Annotated in this window: 15 protein-coding genes, 1 pseudogene and 1 riboswitch; of the genes and pseudogenes, 11 read left to right on the top strand and 5 right to left on the bottom strand. The window is 33.3% G+C overall.

Annotated features, from left to right (window positions below; genetic code table 11):
* Positions 1-76: 76 nt before the first annotated feature.
* Positions 77-1705, top strand: coding sequence for a peptide ABC transporter substrate-binding protein (locus tag NSS74_RS14670; protein WP_002141280.1), 1629 nt, complete (start codon positions 77-79; stop codon positions 1703-1705).
* Positions 1706-1770: 65 nt separating this feature from the next.
* Here the strand turns inward: NSS74_RS14670 and NSS74_RS14665 are convergent, their stop codons facing one another.
* The gene (locus tag NSS74_RS14665; RefSeq protein ID WP_002141281.1) at positions 1771-2301 is read right to left on the bottom strand and encodes a GNAT family N-acetyltransferase; all 531 of its coding nucleotides are present in this window, start codon (positions 2299-2301) and stop codon (positions 1771-1773) included.
* A gap of 143 nt (positions 2302-2444) precedes the next feature.
* Between NSS74_RS14665 and NSS74_RS14660 the strand changes: the two genes are divergently transcribed.
* The 3 genes from NSS74_RS14660 to NSS74_RS14650 all read left to right on the top strand — a co-directional run bounded on the left by NSS74_RS14660 (position 2445) and on the right by NSS74_RS14650 (position 5143).
* Positions 2445-3143, top strand: coding sequence for a response regulator transcription factor (locus NSS74_RS14660; RefSeq protein WP_340813854.1), 699 nt, complete (start codon positions 2445-2447; stop codon positions 3141-3143).
* Positions 3133-4200, top strand: a complete 1068-nt coding sequence (locus NSS74_RS14655; protein WP_002141285.1) for a sensor histidine kinase — start codon at positions 3133-3135, stop codon at positions 4198-4200. Before NSS74_RS14660 ends, NSS74_RS14655 begins: the two co-directional genes overlap by 11 nt.
* Before the next feature lie 82 nt (positions 4201-4282).
* Positions 4283-5143 (top strand): M23 family metallopeptidase, encoded by an 861-nt coding sequence (locus tag NSS74_RS14650; RefSeq protein ID WP_002141286.1) that lies wholly within the window; start codon positions 4283-4285, stop codon positions 5141-5143.
* A 59-nt stretch (positions 5144-5202) separates the two neighbouring features.
* Here the strand turns inward: NSS74_RS14650 and NSS74_RS14645 are convergent, their stop codons facing one another.
* A complete protein-coding gene (locus tag NSS74_RS14645; RefSeq protein WP_001030684.1) occupies positions 5203-6498 on the bottom strand; it encodes an Nramp family divalent metal transporter in 1296 nt (431 codons plus the stop codon).
* Between the two features lie 493 nt (positions 6499-6991).
* Here NSS74_RS14645 and trhO point away from each other — a divergent pair, with 493 nt between their 5' ends.
* Positions 6992-7951, top strand: coding sequence for an oxygen-dependent tRNA uridine(34) hydroxylase TrhO (gene trhO / locus NSS74_RS14640; protein WP_002086277.1), 960 nt, complete (start codon positions 6992-6994; stop codon positions 7949-7951).
* 48 nt (positions 7952-7999) lie between these two features.
* Here trhO and NSS74_RS14635 read toward each other — a convergent pair whose 3' ends face one another.
* Positions 8000-9475 (bottom strand): hypothetical protein, encoded by a 1476-nt coding sequence (locus tag NSS74_RS14635; protein WP_012260743.1) that lies wholly within the window; start codon positions 9473-9475, stop codon positions 8000-8002.
* Positions 9476-9650: 175 nt separating this feature from the next.
* On the opposite strand from NSS74_RS14635, the gene panE reads away from it, so the two are divergent.
* On the top strand, positions 9651-10595 hold the full coding sequence (gene panE, locus NSS74_RS14630; protein WP_002141289.1) for a 2-dehydropantoate 2-reductase: 945 nt from the start codon (positions 9651-9653) through the stop codon (positions 10593-10595).
* Between the two features lie 61 nt (positions 10596-10656).
* On the opposite strand, the gene NSS74_RS14625 is transcribed toward panE, so the two are convergent.
* Entirely contained in the window at positions 10657-10785 is a 129-nt protein-coding gene (locus NSS74_RS14625; RefSeq protein WP_000031870.1) for a hypothetical protein, read from the bottom strand.
* Between the two features lie 139 nt (positions 10786-10924).
* A riboswitch (cyclic di-AMP (ydaO/yuaA leader) is annotated at positions 10925-11071 on the top strand.
* Between the two features lie 144 nt (positions 11072-11215).
* Between NSS74_RS14625 and NSS74_RS14620 the strand changes: the two genes are divergently transcribed.
* The 5 genes from NSS74_RS14620 (at position 11216) to NSS74_RS14600 (ending at position 18101) form a co-directional block, all read left to right on the top strand.
* Positions 11216-13042 carry an APC family permease gene (locus NSS74_RS14620; RefSeq protein WP_002141290.1) on the top strand — a complete coding sequence of 609 codons (1827 nt, stop codon included), beginning with the start codon at positions 11216-11218 and terminating at the stop codon, positions 13040-13042.
* A 604-nt stretch (positions 13043-13646) separates the two neighbouring features.
* On the top strand, positions 13647-14807 hold the full coding sequence (gene nheA, locus NSS74_RS14615; protein WP_002141291.1) for a non-hemolytic enterotoxin NHE subunit A: 1161 nt from the start codon (positions 13647-13649) through the stop codon (positions 14805-14807).
* Between the two features lie 37 nt (positions 14808-14844).
* Complete coding sequence (gene nheB / locus NSS74_RS14610; RefSeq protein ID WP_000162968.1) at positions 14845-16053, top strand: non-hemolytic enterotoxin NHE subunit B; 1209 nt, start codon at positions 14845-14847, stop codon at positions 16051-16053.
* Between the two features lie 107 nt (positions 16054-16160).
* Positions 16161-17240, top strand: a complete 1080-nt coding sequence (gene nheC / locus NSS74_RS14605; protein ID WP_002141292.1) for a non-hemolytic enterotoxin subunit C — start codon at positions 16161-16163, stop codon at positions 17238-17240.
* Between the two features lie 234 nt (positions 17241-17474).
* Entirely contained in the window at positions 17475-18101 is a 627-nt protein-coding gene (locus NSS74_RS14600; RefSeq protein WP_002031156.1) for a LysE family translocator, read from the top strand.
* Between the two features lie 243 nt (positions 18102-18344).
* Here NSS74_RS14600 and NSS74_RS14595 read toward each other — a convergent pair.
* A pseudogene (locus NSS74_RS14595) lies at positions 18345-18613 on the bottom strand (hypothetical protein).
* Positions 18614-18699: the final 86 nt, after the last annotated feature.

The raw sequence follows: 18699 nt of genomic DNA, 5'->3' as shown, positions 1-18699 counted from the left end.
TGTCGCATCTTTCTGTTAGTATTTCTGCTATAATATATAACGCTTTATAATATTTTATACTTAAGGAGAACAACTCATGAAGCGAAAAAAGAGCCATTTAATAGTAATGGCACTTGTTACAACTTTATTATTAGCAGCTTGTAATAATAAAGCGAATAAAAGTGACACAGAGGCAAAAAAACAAGTATTAAATGTAACGGTATCAGAAGAAATTCCTTCTCTTGATACTACAAAAACGATGGATGGTACATCAGCGCACGTTATGCAAAACATATTTGAAGGGTTATATGTATTAGATGATCAAGATCAGCCTATTCCAGCAGTAGCAAAATCGTTTGAAAGAAGTGAAGATGGTAAAAAATATACATTTGATTTGCGTAAAGATGCAAAATGGTCAAATGGAGACAGTGTAACAGCCAATGATTTTATGTTTGCGTGGAGACGGGCGGTAAGTCATGAAACAGCGTCTCAATATGCGTATATGCTCTTTTACGTGAAAAATGCGAAAGAGATAAATAAGGGAACAATGCCTCTTGATGAACTTGGGGTTAAAGTTATAAATGATTATAAGTTAGAAGTGGAACTAGAACAGCCAATTCCGTATTTTTTACAGTTGTTAGCGTTACCTATATACTTACCACAGCACGAATCATTTTTAAAAGAACAAGGAGAGAATTATGCATTGGAACCTAGTAATCTCATATATAACGGTCCATTTGTATTAGAGAAGTGGAAGCATGAACAAGAATTTCAATTAAAGAAAAATGATATATATTGGGATAAAAAGAAAGTGAAATTAGAAGAAATAAACTTTCAAATTGTGAAGGATACAGTGACAGCAGTAAATTTATATGAAGCTGGCGATTTGGATCGAGTACCAATTAATTCTCAATTTGTAGACAAGTATAAAGGGAATAAGCAATTGCATATGTCGAGCGATCCTGGAATTGCTATGCTACGTTTTAATGAAAAAAATAATGCGTTAGCAAATAAGAAAGTACGTCAATCTATTTCATTAGCGTTAAATAAGAAGGATTTTGTTGCTCACTTTATTAATAACGGGGCAAAACCTGCAAGTGGACTTGTACCAGTTGGTCATGTAAATGAAGAGACTGGTAAAGATTTTAGAAAAGAAAACGGAGATCTTTCTCCATATGATTTGCAAAATGCGAAAAAGATTTGGGAAGAAGCGAAAAAAGAAGTTGGAGTAGAACAAATAAAACTCGAGTTTTTAACGTTTGAACAAGATAACGCAAAACGTATGGCGGAATATATAAAAGGTGACTTAGAGAAGAATTTGCATGGATTAACGATACAAATTAAACAACAGCCATTTAAGCAAAAATTACAATTAGAACAAACAGGTGATTACGATATATCTATGGTAAATTGGGGACCAGATTATAAAGATCCAATTAGTTATTTAGAGCTATTTACGACAAGTAATCCAAATAATAAAATGAATTATTCTAATCCTCATTACGATGAGCTAATAAAAAAAGCTAAAAATGATCTTATACTAGATCAAAAGAAAAGATGGGAAGCGTTGCGAGAAGCTGAGCAGGTCATATTAGAGGACGCTGCGGTAGCACCGCTTTATCATATTGGTTCCGCTTATGTACAAAAGGATTATGTAAAAGGAATTGAAAAGCATCAATTTGGTGGCGTTTATACTTATAAGAATGCTTATATCGATAATAAGTAAAACTATTAATCAAAAAAGAAACCTTACTTTTAAAAGTGAGGTTTCTTTTTTTGGAATTATATCTATTAAACGGATTTTAATAAAGAATAAAAATTCGTATCATATGGGATATCATCTTGATACATATAGTTTTTTAGAATCCCTTCTTTTTCAAATCCTAATTTTAATAGCACTTTATTTGAAGCTTCGTTTTCAAGAAATACAATTGCCCCGATACGTTTTAAATGGAGCGTATGGAAGCCATAAGATATAATTTCAGAAACTGCCTCAGTAGCATATCCATTTCCCCAGTGTTCAGGCAAAAAGGCATAACTTATATTTGCTCGTTTATGTTCAGAAGACCAATCATGAAAACCAATTGTTCCAATGAGCCCTTTCTTGTCTTTTAATTCGATTCCCCATTTAATGCCGCTTCTTGCGTTGTACCCCAACTTAAAATTAGTAAGGATTTGTTTTACTTGATCCAAATTTTTCAATGGTTTTTGACCATAATGGCGCAGGACATCGGTATTAGAAAAGCACTGTAATATACTCGGTGCATCTTCGTCGGTAAGTTCTCGTAAAATGAGTCGGTTGGTTTTTAATATAGGAAACATATTTTCACTCCATTTCTTATGAAACTAGAATGTATTTGTTATTATATAATTTAATCTGAAAATAAAGATTATTCAAGAGGAAAGTATGGTTTTGATTTGTGATAAAATTGATTGTGGAATATATTTCAAAAAGAGGTTTGTATATGGAGAAAAACTCAATTTTAATTGTAGATGATGATCGAGATATTATTCGATTCGTTAATGAAAATTTAAAACAAGAAGGTTTTAGTGTTTTTAGTGCTGACAACGGAGAAGAGGCGTTAGAGGTATTGAATAATAATGATGTTCAACTTGCTATCCTTGATGTTATGATGCCTCAAATGGATGGGATTGAATTGTGTAGAAGGATAAGAGAGAAATATAGTTTACCAATTATGTTTTTAAGCGCGAAATCAGCGGACGTAGATAAAGTCGTTGGATTTAGTACTGGGGCAGATGATTATATTGTGAAACCGTTCAGTACAATTGAATTTATAGCAAGAGTGAAAGCTCAATTAAGAAGGTATACATACTTCAATCAAAATGCTGTTCAAGTAATAGAAAAGAAAATAAACATTAGAGGTTTAGAAATAGATGAAGTGTCGAGAACAGTGATGTTATATGGAGAAACAATCAATCTTACGAAAACTGAATATGATATTTTGTACTTAATGGCCGCTGCAATGAATCGTGTGTTTACTATTGAAGAAATATATGAAAGCGTTTGGAAAGAAAGGGCCTATGAAAGTAATAATACAGTAATGGTTCATATTGCAAGATTAAGAAATAAAATTGAAGAGAATCCAAAAGAGCCGAAGTTTATTCAAAATGTTTGGGGAGTCGGATATAAAATTGAAGATTAAATCATTACAAGGCATGAGAGCTAAGTTTTTTATCGCATTCATATGTAGCATTTTGTTAGCAACTGTAAGTATAATAGCGTTTCAAATTGTAATTGGAAATATATATAGTCATGTTACTGCGTTAGAGGAAAAATATTCATTTTTATATTTAATAGTTTTTTTAATTTTTACTACAATATACTTTGCATTCATGACAAAAACAATGATGAAAAGATTATCTGAAATTAACAAGAGTCTGAAGGAAATAAGTAATGGTAATTTTGAAATACATATACTTATTTCAAAAAATGACGAGATTGGTGAATTAGCAGCGAATGTTAATAGAATGGCCAAAAGTTTAAAAGAGTCTATCGAGAATGAAAAAAAATCGCAAGAAATGAAAAATGAAATGATTAGTAATATTTCTCATGACTTACGAACACCTGTAACATCCCTAATAGGTTACGCGGACCTGTTAGGAAATCAGCTTCATTCAAATAGAGAAGAATGTGAACAGTATGTAAGTATATTAAAGCGAAAAAGTTATGAATTAAAAAATCAAGTAGATGGTTTATTAGAATATTGTCAAATAAATTATAGAGAGATCGAATTACATAAAAGTGTAATAAATATGAAAGCGTTCATTGAACAAATCATGATTGATTTTTTACCACAACTAGATGATGCTGATATGAGCTTTTGTATTAAAGGTGATAAGGTGTTACATGTGGAAATGGATGTAGCGGTTATGGTGAGGCTATTCGAAAATGTAATTAGTAATAGTATTATGTACGGGCAAGACGGAAAGGAGCTTTTAATTCAAGTTTCTAAAAGAGATATGAATGTTGAAATAGAAATTAAAAATTTTGGACAATGCATTCCGAATGAGAACCTTCCTTACGTTTTTGAAAAGTTTTATCGTGGTGAAAAATCACGTAGCTCTCATACGGGTGGAAAAGGAATGGGGCTTGCAATTGCGAGAAGTATAGCGGAACTTCATAAAGGAGATATCACTGTACGTAGTAACGATAAAGAAACGGTTTTCACTATCGTTTTACCGCAGTATAAAGAAATGTAAGAAAGTCGTAAGTATTTCTTTCATATGTCGTAATTTTTACTTCGTATCATGGGGAACAAAGATAGGAGAGTAGGGATACAGCATGTGGAAGAGATTTTTATTAGCGATTATAGTTGCTTTTTTAATTATAAGTTGGAGTTTAGTTTATTTAGGTAATGGCGTTACATCAGTCTTTGTTTGGTGGATTATACAGGCCTTTAGTGTAATTTCAGTTTTTCTCTTAATAGGCTCAGCAGTAATGTTTGTTTGGAAAGGCATTTTTAGAAAGCGGATAGATGGAATGCTACTATTAATAGTTCTGTTTTCTACCATTGGAGCTTGGCCCGTGGGATGGTTCGCTAACATTGGGAGAATTGCATACCCAGTAGATGTACAGTCTATGAGTCCTAAAGTAGTCGTTCGTTTTCCTTTGAATGAACGAGCATTGATAGGTTGGGGCGGCGATAAATTAGAAACGAACTATCACGTTATAAAACCAAATGAACGATGGGCATACGATATTCTCATTCCACCAGCTGAAGTGAAAAGTAGTAAGTTAGAGGATTATGGAATATATGGAGCGAAAGTAATGGCACCAGCTTCTGGGACAGTTGTATCAATTAAAAATGATGAAATAGATTTAGTTCCGGGATCGGATGATTTTCAATCGATGGCGGGAAATCATATTTATTTACGACTGGATGAAACAGGTACATTTTTGTTTCTTGCCCATTTAAAGAAAGGATCAATTAAAGTGAGGGAAGGCGAACGTGTAAATGAAGGGGAGGTTCTTGCCCAAGTCGGTAACTCAGGAAGTTCAAGTGAACCACATTTACATATCCATCATCAAAGGCAGGATCCATCCAAGGTGAGTATGTTTTTCACGGAAGGCTTACCACTTTATTTTCGAACTGAAAAAGGTGCGATAATGCCGGAAAGAGGGACATACATAAGTGGTAAGTAGAAGGAAATCATTTCATACAAAAAGGGTATTCCAAATCAAATTTGGAATACCCTTTTTTATTAACCTACAAATGTTTGATACAGTAAGAAAATATTTAAAACGATAATAAGTGCAGCGATTAACCACGCGATAAATGTTGTAATGCGATGGTTGACGAGTGCACCCATAATCTTCTTATTACTTGTAAACATAATAAGTGGTACTAATGCAAAGGCAATACCGAAAGATAAGACAACTTGACTCATAACGAGAGCGTAAGTTGGATTTACACCTAAAGCGATAATAACGAGAGGCGGAATCATTGTTATAAATCGGCGTAAGTATAACGGAATATGCATTCGAATGAATCCTTGCATAATAATATCACCAGACATCGTACCAACAGAAGAACTAGATAAACCTGCTGATAAAAGTCCAATCCCAAATAATGCAGCCGATACAGGACCGACTAAATTACTGAACTGGTTAAAAGCAACATCAAGGTCTTCAACGTGCAAGCCGTTTTTAAAGAATAGTGCAGCTGCTACAATTAACATACTTGCATTAATTGCTCCAGCGATAACCATTGCAATAATAATATCGATGAATTCGAAGCGGAAAATCTTTTTCTTTTGTTCATCATTTGTTCCGACTACACGGCGCTGCGTTAAGGCCGAATGTAAATATATCGCGTGCGGCATTACTGTCGCACCTAAAATTCCAGCTGCTAAAAGGATGCTATCTACACCTTGGAATTTTGGAGTGAAAAGTCCTGAGAGTAGAGGGCTTAATTCCGGTTTTGCGTAAAAGACTTGGATACCAAAAGCGATAACAACGATAAAAATCATACCTGTTATAATAGCTTCTAATGGACGAAAGCCTCTGCGTTGAAATTCAAGAATAATAAATGATCCAACTGCTGTAATTAAAGCAGCTGGTAACATCGGAATTCCAAATAGTAAGTATAAGCCAAGTGCTGCCCCAATAAATTCAGCTAAATCTGTAGCCATAATAACGAGTTCCCCTTGTATCCATAAACCGATGGAAACTGGTTTGGGGAAGTTTTCGCGAGCTACTTCAGGAAGATTTCTCCCAGTAGCGATTCCTAATTTAGCTGATAAAGTTTGAATTAATACAGCCATTAAATTAGAAGCGAGTATTACCCAAAGCAATAAATACCCATATTGTGATCCAGCTGCGATATTTGTAGCGAAGTTCCCAGGATCAATATAAGCAACTGATGCGATAAAAGCAGGTCCTAAGAATGGTAACAGTCTTTTAAAGCCTTTTGTTTGTCCACTTAACGCTAAATGGGCTGATTGAACTGTTGTACTTTGAGAAGGGACTTGTTCATCTTTTGTTATATCTTTATTCATAGTAGTATTCCCCTTTGAAATCTTAACTTGATTAAAGTTTCACTTTATTTTTACTCATTATTTCAATACATTTAGATATATGATGTGGCAATTTCATTTGAACATAAAAGTTTCCTTAATGCAAATTATATGACTGTGTGCAATGAATGGTGTGACGATGCAAAAATATTTTGGGAGTTTATGGTTGTTGAATAAGGGAGAAGATAATAAATTATAGGGTTGTTTTTGAAATTTATGTGAACATACAGCCTATATTACAGCATATTAATTGATGGAAATGAAATTGTATGATATATAATATATTGGGATTACAACCTAACCGTAGTGTTTTGTTCTGTAATCTTGTTTTTATTTTTGTTAACTTATAGAAAAAATTGTAAATAGAAGAAAATAGGCTAAGTACAATTTAGTATGTATTTTCTTATTATATATGTTTTGATATGAACGTTAACTTATACATGATTTTAAAATTTAGATAGGTGGTAGAAATACATTGGCAACTACAAAACCATATAGAGTATTACTGTATTACATGTACACAACAATTGAAAATCCAGAAGAATTTGCTGAACAGCATTTAGAATTTTGTAAATCACTTGAGTTAAAAGGAAGAATTCTTGTAGCGACAGAAGGAATTAACGGAACTTGTTCTGGAACTGTTGAGCAAACAGAAAAATACGTGGAAGCGATGAATAATGATCCACGTTTTGCTGGAATCGTATTTAAAATTGATGAGGCAGATGAACATGCATTCAAGAAAATGCACGTACGTCCTCGTTCAGAGTTAGTTACACTTCGTCTAGAAGACGACATTAACCCGAAAGAAATTACTGGGAAGTATTTAGAACCAAAAGATTTTTATGAGGCAATGAAACAAGAAGATACAGTTATCATTGATGCACGAAATGATTATGAATTTGATTTAGGACACTTCAAAGGTGCGATTAAACCAGATATTGAATCATTCCGTGAATTACCAGATTGGATTAGAGAAAATAAAGAAACACTTGAGGGTAAAAAGATTTTAACGTACTGTACAGGTGGAATTCGTTGTGAGAAATTCTCAGGTTGGTTAGTTCGTGAAGGTTATGAAGATGTAAGCCAGCTTCATGGCGGAATTGTAACGTACGGAAAAGATCCAGAAGTACAAGGTGAACTTTGGGATGGTCAATGTTACGTATTTGATGAGCGTATCGCTGTACCAGTAAACCAAAAAGAACATGTTATCGTTGGTAAAGATCACTTTACAGGTGAACCTTGTGAGCGCTATGTAAACTGTGCAAACCCTGAATGTAACAAGAAAATTTTATGTTCTGAAGAAAGTGAAGCAAAACATTTACGTGCATGTTCTCATGAATGTCGTGTACACCCACGTAATCGTTATATCGTGCAACACGAATTAACAGAAGAGCAAGTAGCTGCTACATTAGAAAAAATCGAAGCAGGTAAGTAAGCATAATAGAAAACAGATGGTAGCATCGTGCTGCCATCTGTTTTTTAGTTACTTTGTACTATCCTTCTCTTTCACAGCAGAAAGTACAGTTTGTTTTACCCATGCTTTTCTTCGTTTATGTTGTACACTCCATTGGTATAAACTTTGTATACCTAAAATAAGTGAAATGACTATGCCACTAATCGCTATTAATAGAGCAAAAAATTCAAAAGGCGATGATATTTTGTTTGAATCGGTGTTTCTTAAAAGATCAATCATAGTAAACCCTAACATTTGGCCTACAACAGAATAGAGCGTTAAAATTAATAATAAGAGGCTATCTTTTTTTGAAGCAACATTTTCTTGATATTTAAATAAACTATCGAGATTTTGTTTCGCGTTCGTGTACAGTACTTCAATGTTAAAAAGTTTTCTTAGACGAAAGAAAATATCTTCACTTTGTGATTGGGATACTAATTCTAAAGAAAAATAATTAGCTGTAAACGAATTTATTGAATAAATTAATTTCTCAATCTCATTTGTATCTTGCTCAATATTTAATTCAGCATAGGCGTTTGCCATCTTTAATAAAACAACTTTATGAAATAAATTTAATAATAAAGCGTAATAAAACTCCCCGTACATTTGGCTAGCAAGTTTAGTGACTGCTTGTTCACCTTCATTTGTAATACATGTGAAAATATGTTCTTCCATAATAAAGTAACGGTTAGGAGCCCATCTTTGATAAGAATGTTTTGTTAAATAATCGTGAATATAAGGAACATTATTTGCACTAATATATGGCTTACCATCATCTGATAATCCGGAAAGACTGGAAGCTCGATATACATCGATTATATGAAGGTCTGACTCTTTGTTTATGGATAATAGAGTTTGTACATACATTCGCTGGTCTTCAAAGAAAGGGAATGTTTGAAAGTAAGAACTCCGCAATCTCTTGTTCTCAAAGAAGTCTGTTAAACCATGAAATAAATCACCGAATATAAGTTTTTCTACTTGTGAATATTTTTTTCCATCACATTCAATACAAATAGTCTCAGTCGTATCACTTTTAGTTTCAAGTACACGGAAGCGAGCCGCGAATTCAATCGCTTCTGATAATGTCATGTTAGGAGCGGTTTTTATTTCTGTCCGAATTGTTAAGAACCCAAGCTCATAAGGACAAAGTGTTACATCAATAGAATGTATCTTGAATGGAACGGAAATAAGGTTAGTTGTTAAATGTCCATTTAAATTAAGGTCTTTAGAATAGCGCTGTAATCCTTTTTGATGTTCTGAATGAGGAAAGAGAATTTTATTTGTAAAGGAAAGATAGTATGCTTCCATATTTTGATGTGAAACTTGAAATTTCCCGTAATATGTATTTTCATCTTCAAGATGATCGAGTCGAAAAGGTCGAAAATCATTTTTTTGTAAGAAAGGGAACATATTTTGTTCATATCCAGTTTTAAACGAAAACGGGAATATAAATTGAAATATAGCTGTTGTTACATCTTTTTCCTCGATTGTTTGTATTGCCTCCATTTACATTGTTTCCTTTCCGTATAAGCTATAGAAACAACATGCCCAATTTTTCTTGAAAATAACCTCTCTTGTTCATTAGATTAAGAATGAAAATTCAGCTTATTTAACAAAGGACATGTATAATGTTATGTATACTAAAATTAGTATAATTGTGTTAGAAAAAGGGGGATGTTGTATGCGTATTTTAGTATTAGGAGCTGGGGGCGTTGGCGGATTTTTCGGTGGCCGATTAGTAGAAAAGGGAGAAGATGTTACATTTCTCGTTCGCAGCAAAAGAAAACAGCAATTAGAAGAAAAAGGCCTTGTTATTCGTAGTGTTAATGGAGATTTTTCATTTCAACCGAAATTGGTAACGAAAGAAGATAGAACGACTCCATTTGATGTGATTTTATTTTCAACAAAAGCGTATCATTTACACGAGGCGACCATAGATTTAAAGCCGTTTGTAGGTAAAAATACTGTAATAATCCCATTGTTAAATGGTATCGCTCATTTATCACTATTACAAAAGGAATTCGGTGAAGAGAAAGTAATTGGCGGTCTATGCTTTATCGAGACGACATTAAACAATCAGGGAGAAATTGTACAAACGAGTGCTGCCAACAGACTTGTATTTGGAGAAATTAAGTCTCAAGATTCTGAGAGAATCAATCATATTTCCAAAGCATTTGCAGGTACGAAATCTAGTTTTGTTTTAAGTGAAAATATTACGCAAGATATGTGGCATAAATATTTATTTATTACTGTAATGTCAGGTGTGACAACATTAATGCGTGCACCAATAGGACCGATTCGCGAAAGCGAAGGTGGACGCGATTTTATCCAAAACTTATTTGAAGAATCTGTGCAAATCATGAGGGCATTAGGAGCTCCGGTAAAGGAGAACATTGTTGAGGAACATATGAAAACAATTGATAAAATTTCGTATGATATGAAGTCATCGATGCAGCGTGATATGGAAAAAGGTTCGTCCATTGAAGCGAAGTACTTACAAGGATATTTACTGGATTTAGCAGAGCAATTTTCTAAAGAAGCACCATTATTAGGAGCAGTATATCAAAATTTAAAAGTGTATGAAGAAATGGTCTTTAACAAATCGGCAATAGAATTGGATGTATGAAAAAATAAAAAAGAAAGCAATATATAAATGTATTGCTTTCTTTTTTATTTTTTATGACAAATTATTTATTTCTTTTAACTCTTTCTGTCAAGTTTATTTCTTGTTCGCGTTTCCCATACAACTGATTAATTTCATTTGCTAATGCATCTAAATAGGAATCGGAAAAAATAGGCTTCTTTTCTTTAGACATACGGGTCTCCTTTGTGGATTTTTAGTATTCATTATGTATATTTTTCGGTGGATTATGCGCAATCGTTTTAATTTTTTTCTTTTTTAAAATTTTTGTTTACTTTTTGAAAATAAAGGAGTATTATAATCCACAGTTTCAATTTTCTAAATCGCTGAAGCCGCATGGTGCGGGGGACCCGTTCTTATGGATTAGTACATAATCCAATGGGGTGAATCCTTGAAAAAGGTAGGGCTACTCATAGGCCCGAATCCGACAGCTAACCTCGTAAGCGTTATATTGAGAAGGAAGGTGGAGCTTGTGCGACAAAAAAAATAATGTCTACAAGTCTATTTCGTTATGGCTTGTAGACATTTTTTGTTTTCTGAAGAAATAGTTTATCCGCTGTAATTAGCAGAAAAATTCGTGCAAAATTATTGGAGAGTGGACAGCGTTGGTTTCATCTATCAAAAGGTTTTTAATTGGAAGGCCGTTAAAATCAACTGAGTTAGGAGAGCAAAAACTTAATAAAACAAAGGCGCTAGCCATTTTATCTTCTGACGCATTGTCATCGGTCGCATACGGACCAGAGCAAATATTAATTGCACTAGCAGGCCTTGGAGCGGTAGCTTATTGGTATTCCATTCCGATTGCAATTGGGGTATTAGTATTATTGACAGCTCTTATTTTATCTTATCGACAAATTATTTTTGCTTACCCTCATGGCGGCGGAGCATATGTTGTATCAAAAGAGAATTTAGGGATGAATCCAGGCTTAATAGCAGGAGGATCTTTATTAGTTGATTACATTTTAACGGTTGCAGTAAGTGTATCTGCGGGTACAGATGCGCTCACATCTGCTTTTCCTAGCTTACATGCACATAATGTAATCATTGCGATTATATTTGTCATATTGATTACCATCTTAAATTTAAGAGGCGTAACGGAATCAGCTTCCGTTTTAGCATATCCTGTTTATTTATTCGTTTTAGCACTATTTATATTAATTGGTGTAGGGATATACAATATTTTAACGGGACACGTTTCGCAGGCTTTGCATTCGCCAATTGGAACGCCAGTTGCAGGAATTAGTTTGTTCTTACTGTTACGAGCATTTGCTTCAGGAAGCTCTGCTTTAACGGGTGTTGAGGCGATATCTAACGCAATTCCAAACTTTAAAGATCCTGCACCTAACAATGCAGCGAAAACATTGCTTGCAATGGGTGCATTACTTGCAGTTTTATTTTCTGGAATTGTCTTTTTAGCTTATTATTACGGAATTAATCCAAGTAAGGAAGTAACAGTCGTTTCACAAATTGCTGAACAAACTTTTGGACGTAATTTCATGTACTATTTCATACAAGGTACAACAGCTTTAATATTAATTCTTGCGGCTAACACAGGTTATTCTGCATTTCCACTATTAGCGGTTAATCTTGCAAAAGATAAGTTCATACCGAGAATGTTTACGATTAGAGGAGACCGCCTAGGTTATTCAAACGGTATTATTATACTTGGGATTTCTTCGATTATTTTAATTGTAGCTTTTCAGGGGAAAACAGAACACTTGATTCCGCTATATGCAGTAGGGGTATTTATTCCGTTTACACTTTCTCAAACTGGAATGGTACTAAAATGGCTTCGTGAAAAGCCTGAAGGATGGGCTTTAAGATTAACGGTTAATTTAATTGGTGCAGTCATTAGTTTTATCGTTATGAGCATGTTCTTTTTAACTAAGTTCGCACAAGTTTGGTCAATCCTTATTTTCTTACCTTTCATTATCTTCTTGTTCCATCGAATTAAGAAGCATTATGATGCAGTGGGCGATCAATTAAGTTTAAAAACTTGTGAACCACTTGTTCCGATTGAAGGGAATGTAATTGTCGTTCCTGTAGCAGGTATGACTCATGTAGTAGAAAATTCACTGAACTATGCTAAGGCTCTTTCTGCAGATCAAGTTATCGCTGTATATGTTGCTTTTGACAGAGAAGAGGAAAAGAAATTTGAAGAGAAATGGGAGAAGTGGCAACCTGAAGTAAGGCTTGTTACATTACATTCTCATTATAGAAGCATTATTCAGCCGCTTACAAAATTTATTGACACAGTGCAATATAAAGCGAGTGAATCAAATTACCGAGTTACGGTCGTTATACCACAGTTTATTCCGAAAAAAGGTTGGCATAACATTCTTCATAATCAGTCTAGTTTACTCATTCGTGCGTATTTACTCTATAAAAGAAATGTTGTTATTACGACAGTACCGTATCATTTGAAAAAGTAAGGGAATTTTTAAAGGATAACTTCACGAAAGTGAAGTTATCCTTTTTGTGTATATGCTATGCATAATTGCATATGGATTTAAAAAATATATTAGTATAATTTTAATGGTTATGAATATGTAGTGTTTCCTGTTGTGGTATATAGATAGTTTAATCGAGAAAGTGAATTGAATTTTATTTTGGGATAAGGACATGAGAGCTTGAAAATAAAGGGAATTAAAATACTTCTTTACGTTATATAAATAGCTGTGTTTAAATGACCTTACAGTACAAAACTTACATGAAAACAAAACGAAATTTCATACTTTCACACGTTAATTAGTTTAAAATGAATAATATTTTCATGTAATATATTCACTGTGTGAATGTGGAAATCGCAATAAAATAGAAAATTTATACAGTTTTATTCATACTAAGCACATTTGAAAAGTTATGAATTGTTTTATAACAATAAGTAAGTACTGTAGAAATAAAGTTTGAGAGAGGTGGTTCGTACATGACTCACGGTGAGAACGTTCTCTATTTTTAACCATCTCAAATCATTTGCAAGAAAATAGAATACTAAAATGCGATAGTAATAGTTGCTAATACATAGGAGGAGTTAAAGTGAAAAAGACTTTAATTACAGGGTTATTGGTTACAGCAGTATCTACGAGTTGCTTCGTTCCTGTAAGCGCTTACGCTAAGGAGGGGCAAACAGAAGTGAAAACAGTATATGCGCAAAATGTAATTGCTCCAAATACATTATCCAATTCAATTAGAATGTTAGGATCACAGTCACCGCTTATACAAGCATACGGATTAGTTATTTTGCAACAGCCAGACATTAAGGTAAATGCGATGAGTAGTTTGACGAATCATCAAAAATTTGCAAAGGCGAATGTACGAGAGTGGATTGATGAATATAATCCGAAGCTAATCGACTTAAATCAAGAGATGATGAGATACAGCACTAGATTTAATAGCTATTATAGTAAGCTCTATGAACTAGCAGGAAAAGTAAATGAAGATGAACAGGCAAAAGCAGATTTTACAAACGCATATGGAAAATTACAATTGCAGGTCCAAAGCATTCAAGAGAGTATGGAGCAAGATTTATTAGAGTTAAATCGATTTAAAACGGTATTAGACAAAGATAGTAATAACTTATCAATTAAAGCTGATGAAGCAATAAAAACACTGCAAGGATCAAGTGGAGATATTGTGAAATTAAGAGAAGACATAAAAAGAATTCAAGGGGAAATTCAAGCGGAATTAACGACTATTTTGAATAGACCTCAAGAAATTATTAAAGGTTCTATTAATATTGGTAAACAAGTATTTACAATTACAAATCAAACTGCACAAACGAAAACAATTGATTTCGTTTCTATCGGTACTTTAAGTAATGAAATTGTAAATGCTGCAGATAGCCAAACGAGAGAAGCAGCTCTTCGTATTCAGCAAAAACAAAAAGAGCTACTACCACTTATTCAAAAGTTATCACAAACTGAATCAGAGGCGACTCAAATCACATTCGTTGAAGATCAAGTAAGTAGCTTTACGGAACTGATTGATCGCCAAATCGCAACTTTAGAAACGTTATTAACGGATTGGAAAGTTTTAAATAATAATATGATCCAAATTCAAACGAATATTGAAGAAGGCACGTATACAGACAGTAGTTTACTTCAAAAACATTTCAATCAACTTAAAAAAGTAAGTGATGAAATGAATAAGCAAACAAATCAATTTGAAGATTACATTACAAACGTTGAAGTACATTAAACAGAAAAATAATTAGCGATATAGGGAGAGAAGAAAAATGACAAAAAAACCTTATAAAGTAATGGCTCTATCAGCACTTATGGCAGTATTTGCAGCAGGGAATATTATGCCGGCCCATACGTATGCAGCTGAAAGTACAGTGAAACAAGCTCCAGTTCATGCTGTAGCAAAAGCTTATAATGACTATGAGGAATACTCATTAGGACCAGAAGGCCTAAAAGATGCAATGGAAAGAACGGGTTCAAACGCTTTAGTAATGGATCTGTACGCTTTAACAATTATTAAACAAGGTAATGTTAACTTTGGTAATGTATCGTCTGTTGATGCGGCTTTAAAAGGGAAAGTGATTCAGCACCAGGATACAGCTAGAGGAAATGCGAAGCAATGGTTAGATGTATTAAAACCACAGCTTATTTCAACGAATCAAAATATTATTAATTACAATACGAAATTCCAAAACTATTATGATACTTTAGTCGCTGCGGTAGATGCAAAAGATAAAGCGACTCTTACGAAAGGTTTAACTAGATTATCAAGTAGTATTAATGAAAATAAAGCGCAAGTAGATCAGTTAGTAGAAGACTTGAAAAAATTCCGAAACAAAATGACGTCCGATACGCAAAACTTCAAAGGTGATGCAAATCAAATTACATCTATATTAGCTAGTCAAGATGCAGGAATCCCGCTTCTGCAAAATCAAATTACAACGTACAATGAAGCGATTAGTAAATATAATGCAATTATTATCGGTTCATCAGTTGCGACAGCTCTAGGGCCAATTGCAATTATCGGTGGTGCAGTAGTTATTGCTACAGGTGCAGGAACGCCGCTAGGAGTCGCGTTAATTGCAGGTGGTGCAGCAGCTGTAGGTGGTGGAACAGCTGGAATCGTATTAGCGAAGAAAGAGCTTGATAATGCACAGGCAGAAATTCAAAAGATAACAGGACAAGTTACAACTGCCCAATTAGAAGTGGCAGGACTAACGAACATTAAAACACAAACTGAGTATTTAACAAACACAATTGATACAGCAATTACAGCGTTGCAAAATATTTCAAACCAATGGTATACAATGGGATCGAAATATAATTCATTACTTCAAAATGTAGACTCTATTAGTCCAAACGACCTTGTTTTCATTAAGGAAGACTTGAATATAGCTAAAGATAGCTGGAAAAACATTAAAGACTATGCAGAAAAGATTTATGCTGAAGATATTAAAGTAGTAGATACGAAAAAAGCATAATTGAATAAGAATCGTAAGAGCGTTAAGTATTAATGAATGAGTTGAAGCTCCTGTTCAGTTGTGAGCAGGAGCTTTTGATATCCTTATAAAGAGAATAGGTGAAAAGTATGGAGAAAAGATTTTATAAGAAATGCATTTTAACGATAATGATTGCTGGAGTGGCAACGAGTAATGCATTTCCTTTACATCCTTTCGCAGCAGAACAAAACATAAAAACATTACAAGAGAGTGCAAAAAATTATTCTCTCGGACCAGCAGGGCTCCAAGATGTAATGGCGCAAACGACATCGAGCATATTCGCAATGGATTCATATGCAAAATTAATTCAAAATCAACAAGAGACTGATTTGAGTAAAATAAGTTCAATTAATGGTAATTTAAGAGGGAATATGATTCAGCATCAAAAAGATGCAAAAATTAATGCGGCGTATTGGTTAAATAATATGAAGCCTCAAATTATGAAAACGGATCAAAATATTATTGATTACAACAATACTTTTCAAGCGTACTATAGTGACATGCTATTAGCGATTGATCAAAAAGATAGCGTAAAGTTAAAAGCAGATTTAGAAAAGTTGTATGCGGACATTTTAAAGAATCAAAATGAGGTAGATGTATTATTAGGGAATTTGAAAGCTTTTCGCGATAGAATGGCGAAAGACACAAATAGTTTTAAAGAGGATACAAATCAATTAACAGCGATTTTGGCAAGTACGAATGCTGGTATTCCAGCATTAGAGCAACAAATAAATACATATAATGATTCGATTAAAAAGAGTAATGATATGGTTATCGCTGGTGGTGTACTTTGCGTAGCGCTAATAACATGTCTTGCTGGCGGACCGATGATTGCGATTGCGAAAAAAGATATTGCAAATGCAGAACGAGAAATAGCCAGTTTAAAGAATAGAATTTCAGGAGCACAAGCAGAAGTGGCAATTTTGACAGATGTGAAAAATAAAACGACTAATATGACAGAAACAATTGATGCAGCAATTACAGCACTGCAAAACATATCAAATCAGTGGTATACGGTAGGTGCGAAATATAATAATTTACTACAAAACGTAAAAGGAATCAGTCCTGAAGAATTTACCTTTATAAAAGAAGATTTAAATACAGCGAAAGATAGCTGGAAGGATGTAAAAGATTATACAGAAAAATTACATGAAGGCGTGGCGAAATAAACAGCGGAGTAGTTCCACTGTTTATTTTTTTATCCCGTTTTTTGTGAGAGCCGATCTTGTAATTTTACCCATAAGTTTGCCGTGCATTTTATCAATGTAACTTTAGGATAATGTTTGGTCAAATTGATACTAATAAACTCGATAAACTCCTGATCACGCTTTTTATATTTAATATTTTAAGTAAAAAAGCTATACTATAGGCAAAACTAAAAATTGGAAAGGAAATACTAGAACATGGAAAATTATTTGTTATTTATCCTTACAGCAATCCTAATCATAATAATGCCTGGTCCCGGTTTTGCCTTAGTTACAAAAAACACTATCTCGCATGGTAAAAATGGTGGGATAAAGACCGTCTTAGGAACGGTATCTGGAATGATGATTCATACAATAATGGCTACACTAGGACTTTCTGCTATCCTAATGAAATTTGCTATGCTATTTACATTAATAAAATATGCTGGGGCTTTTTATTTAATTTACTTAGCTGTAAAGTCAATTAAAAGTGCCTTTTCTAAAAAAGAAGATATGTCAGGTTCAGTGGGAATGAACTCTAAGGATATTGGAACGATTAAAAGTTTTAGACAAGGATTTACCACGGCAATCTTAAATCCAAAAACTGCTGTATTTTTCCTTAGTTTTCTACCCCAATTTATTGTGAACAATCAAAGTCATCTCTTCCAATTTCTTTTGTTAGGACTCACATTTACGACTTTGACAGCAATATGGTATTTACTTTATATCTCACTAATACGTCAATTAAGAACTTTTTTAAGAAAAGAAAAAGTGAACCGTACAATAGAAGGTATTACTGGCGCAGTATTGTTAGTATTTGGAGTTAGGTTATTTTTCCAAAAATAAATATGTATATGAAAAGAGAAATAATCAATGGTGGTTATTTCTCTTATTCACTTATTCTAAAACTATCATTATAGATTTCTAGAGGTGAGATGATTTTTTGTTGGGTATTTATGTTACTATCACTGTAAAAATTGTGAAGAAATGTACTTAAACTAACGGGGCAGGATAGTTGAATAAGAATAAAAATATTTTTATAAGTTAAATTTATTGAATATCATAAAATATTTATAATTAAACTTTTTTCTAAATCAACACTCGATGGCGAGGTGGTGTTACCTCAAATATAATTATTTTATTTGAAGATTTCATTTTAATTTTTTCAAATCTTTTCATAGGTTGATATACAAAGACGTGTAGTGATAAGCCTATAACTGCAGTAATGTTTAAAATAATACTTATAATCATTAAAGACCATTCTATAACTGGAGAAAAGTATCCGTCCGTACTTAATGTAGAAGAACTTACATCTAGTATTAAAATAACTATTAGTATAAAGGTAAGTTTTTAACCAATTTGAATCCCCCCCTTTTAAGAGAAATATCTTTATATTATTATATTTAAAAAATAAATTATATAATTAATTATAAGATAGTTATCT

The sequence above is a fragment of the Bacillus sp. FSL E2-8868 genome, from assembly GCF_038005505.1.
GTDB classification, from domain to species: Bacteria; Bacillota; Bacilli; order Bacillales; family Bacillaceae_G; genus Bacillus_A; species Bacillus_A mycoides.
This window is presented reverse-complemented; position numbering and strand designations above follow the sequence as displayed.

Excerpts from the sequence above, each read along its gene's own strand:
- NSS74_RS14670 (WP_002141280.1), top strand. The coding sequence starts at position 77 with ATGAAGCGAAAAAAGAGCCATTTAATAGTAATGGCACTTGTTACAACT.
- NSS74_RS14665 (WP_002141281.1), bottom strand. The coding sequence starts at position 2,301 with ATGTTTCCTATATTAAAAACCAACCGACTCATTTTACGAGAACTTACC.
- NSS74_RS14660 (WP_340813854.1), top strand. The coding sequence starts at position 2,445 with ATGGAGAAAAACTCAATTTTAATTGTAGATGATGATCGAGATATTATT.
- NSS74_RS14650 (WP_002141286.1), top strand. The coding sequence starts at position 4,283 with ATGTGGAAGAGATTTTTATTAGCGATTATAGTTGCTTTTTTAATTATA.
- NSS74_RS14645 (WP_001030684.1), bottom strand. The coding sequence starts at position 6,498 with ATGAATAAAGATATAACAAAAGATGAACAAGTCCCTTCTCAAAGTACA.
- NSS74_RS14635 (WP_012260743.1), bottom strand. The coding sequence starts at position 9,475 with ATGGAGGCAATACAAACAATCGAGGAAAAAGATGTAACAACAGCTATA.
- panE (WP_002141289.1), top strand. The coding sequence starts at position 9,651 with ATGCGTATTTTAGTATTAGGAGCTGGGGGCGTTGGCGGATTTTTCGGT.
- NSS74_RS14625 (WP_000031870.1), bottom strand. The coding sequence starts at position 10,785 with ATGTCTAAAGAAAAGAAGCCTATTTTTTCCGATTCCTATTTAGATGCA.
- nheB (WP_000162968.1), top strand. The coding sequence starts at position 14,845 with ATGACAAAAAAACCTTATAAAGTAATGGCTCTATCAGCACTTATGGCA.
- nheC (WP_002141292.1), top strand. The coding sequence starts at position 16,161 with ATGGAGAAAAGATTTTATAAGAAATGCATTTTAACGATAATGATTGCT.
- NSS74_RS14600 (WP_002031156.1), top strand. The coding sequence starts at position 17,475 with ATGGAAAATTATTTGTTATTTATCCTTACAGCAATCCTAATCATAATA.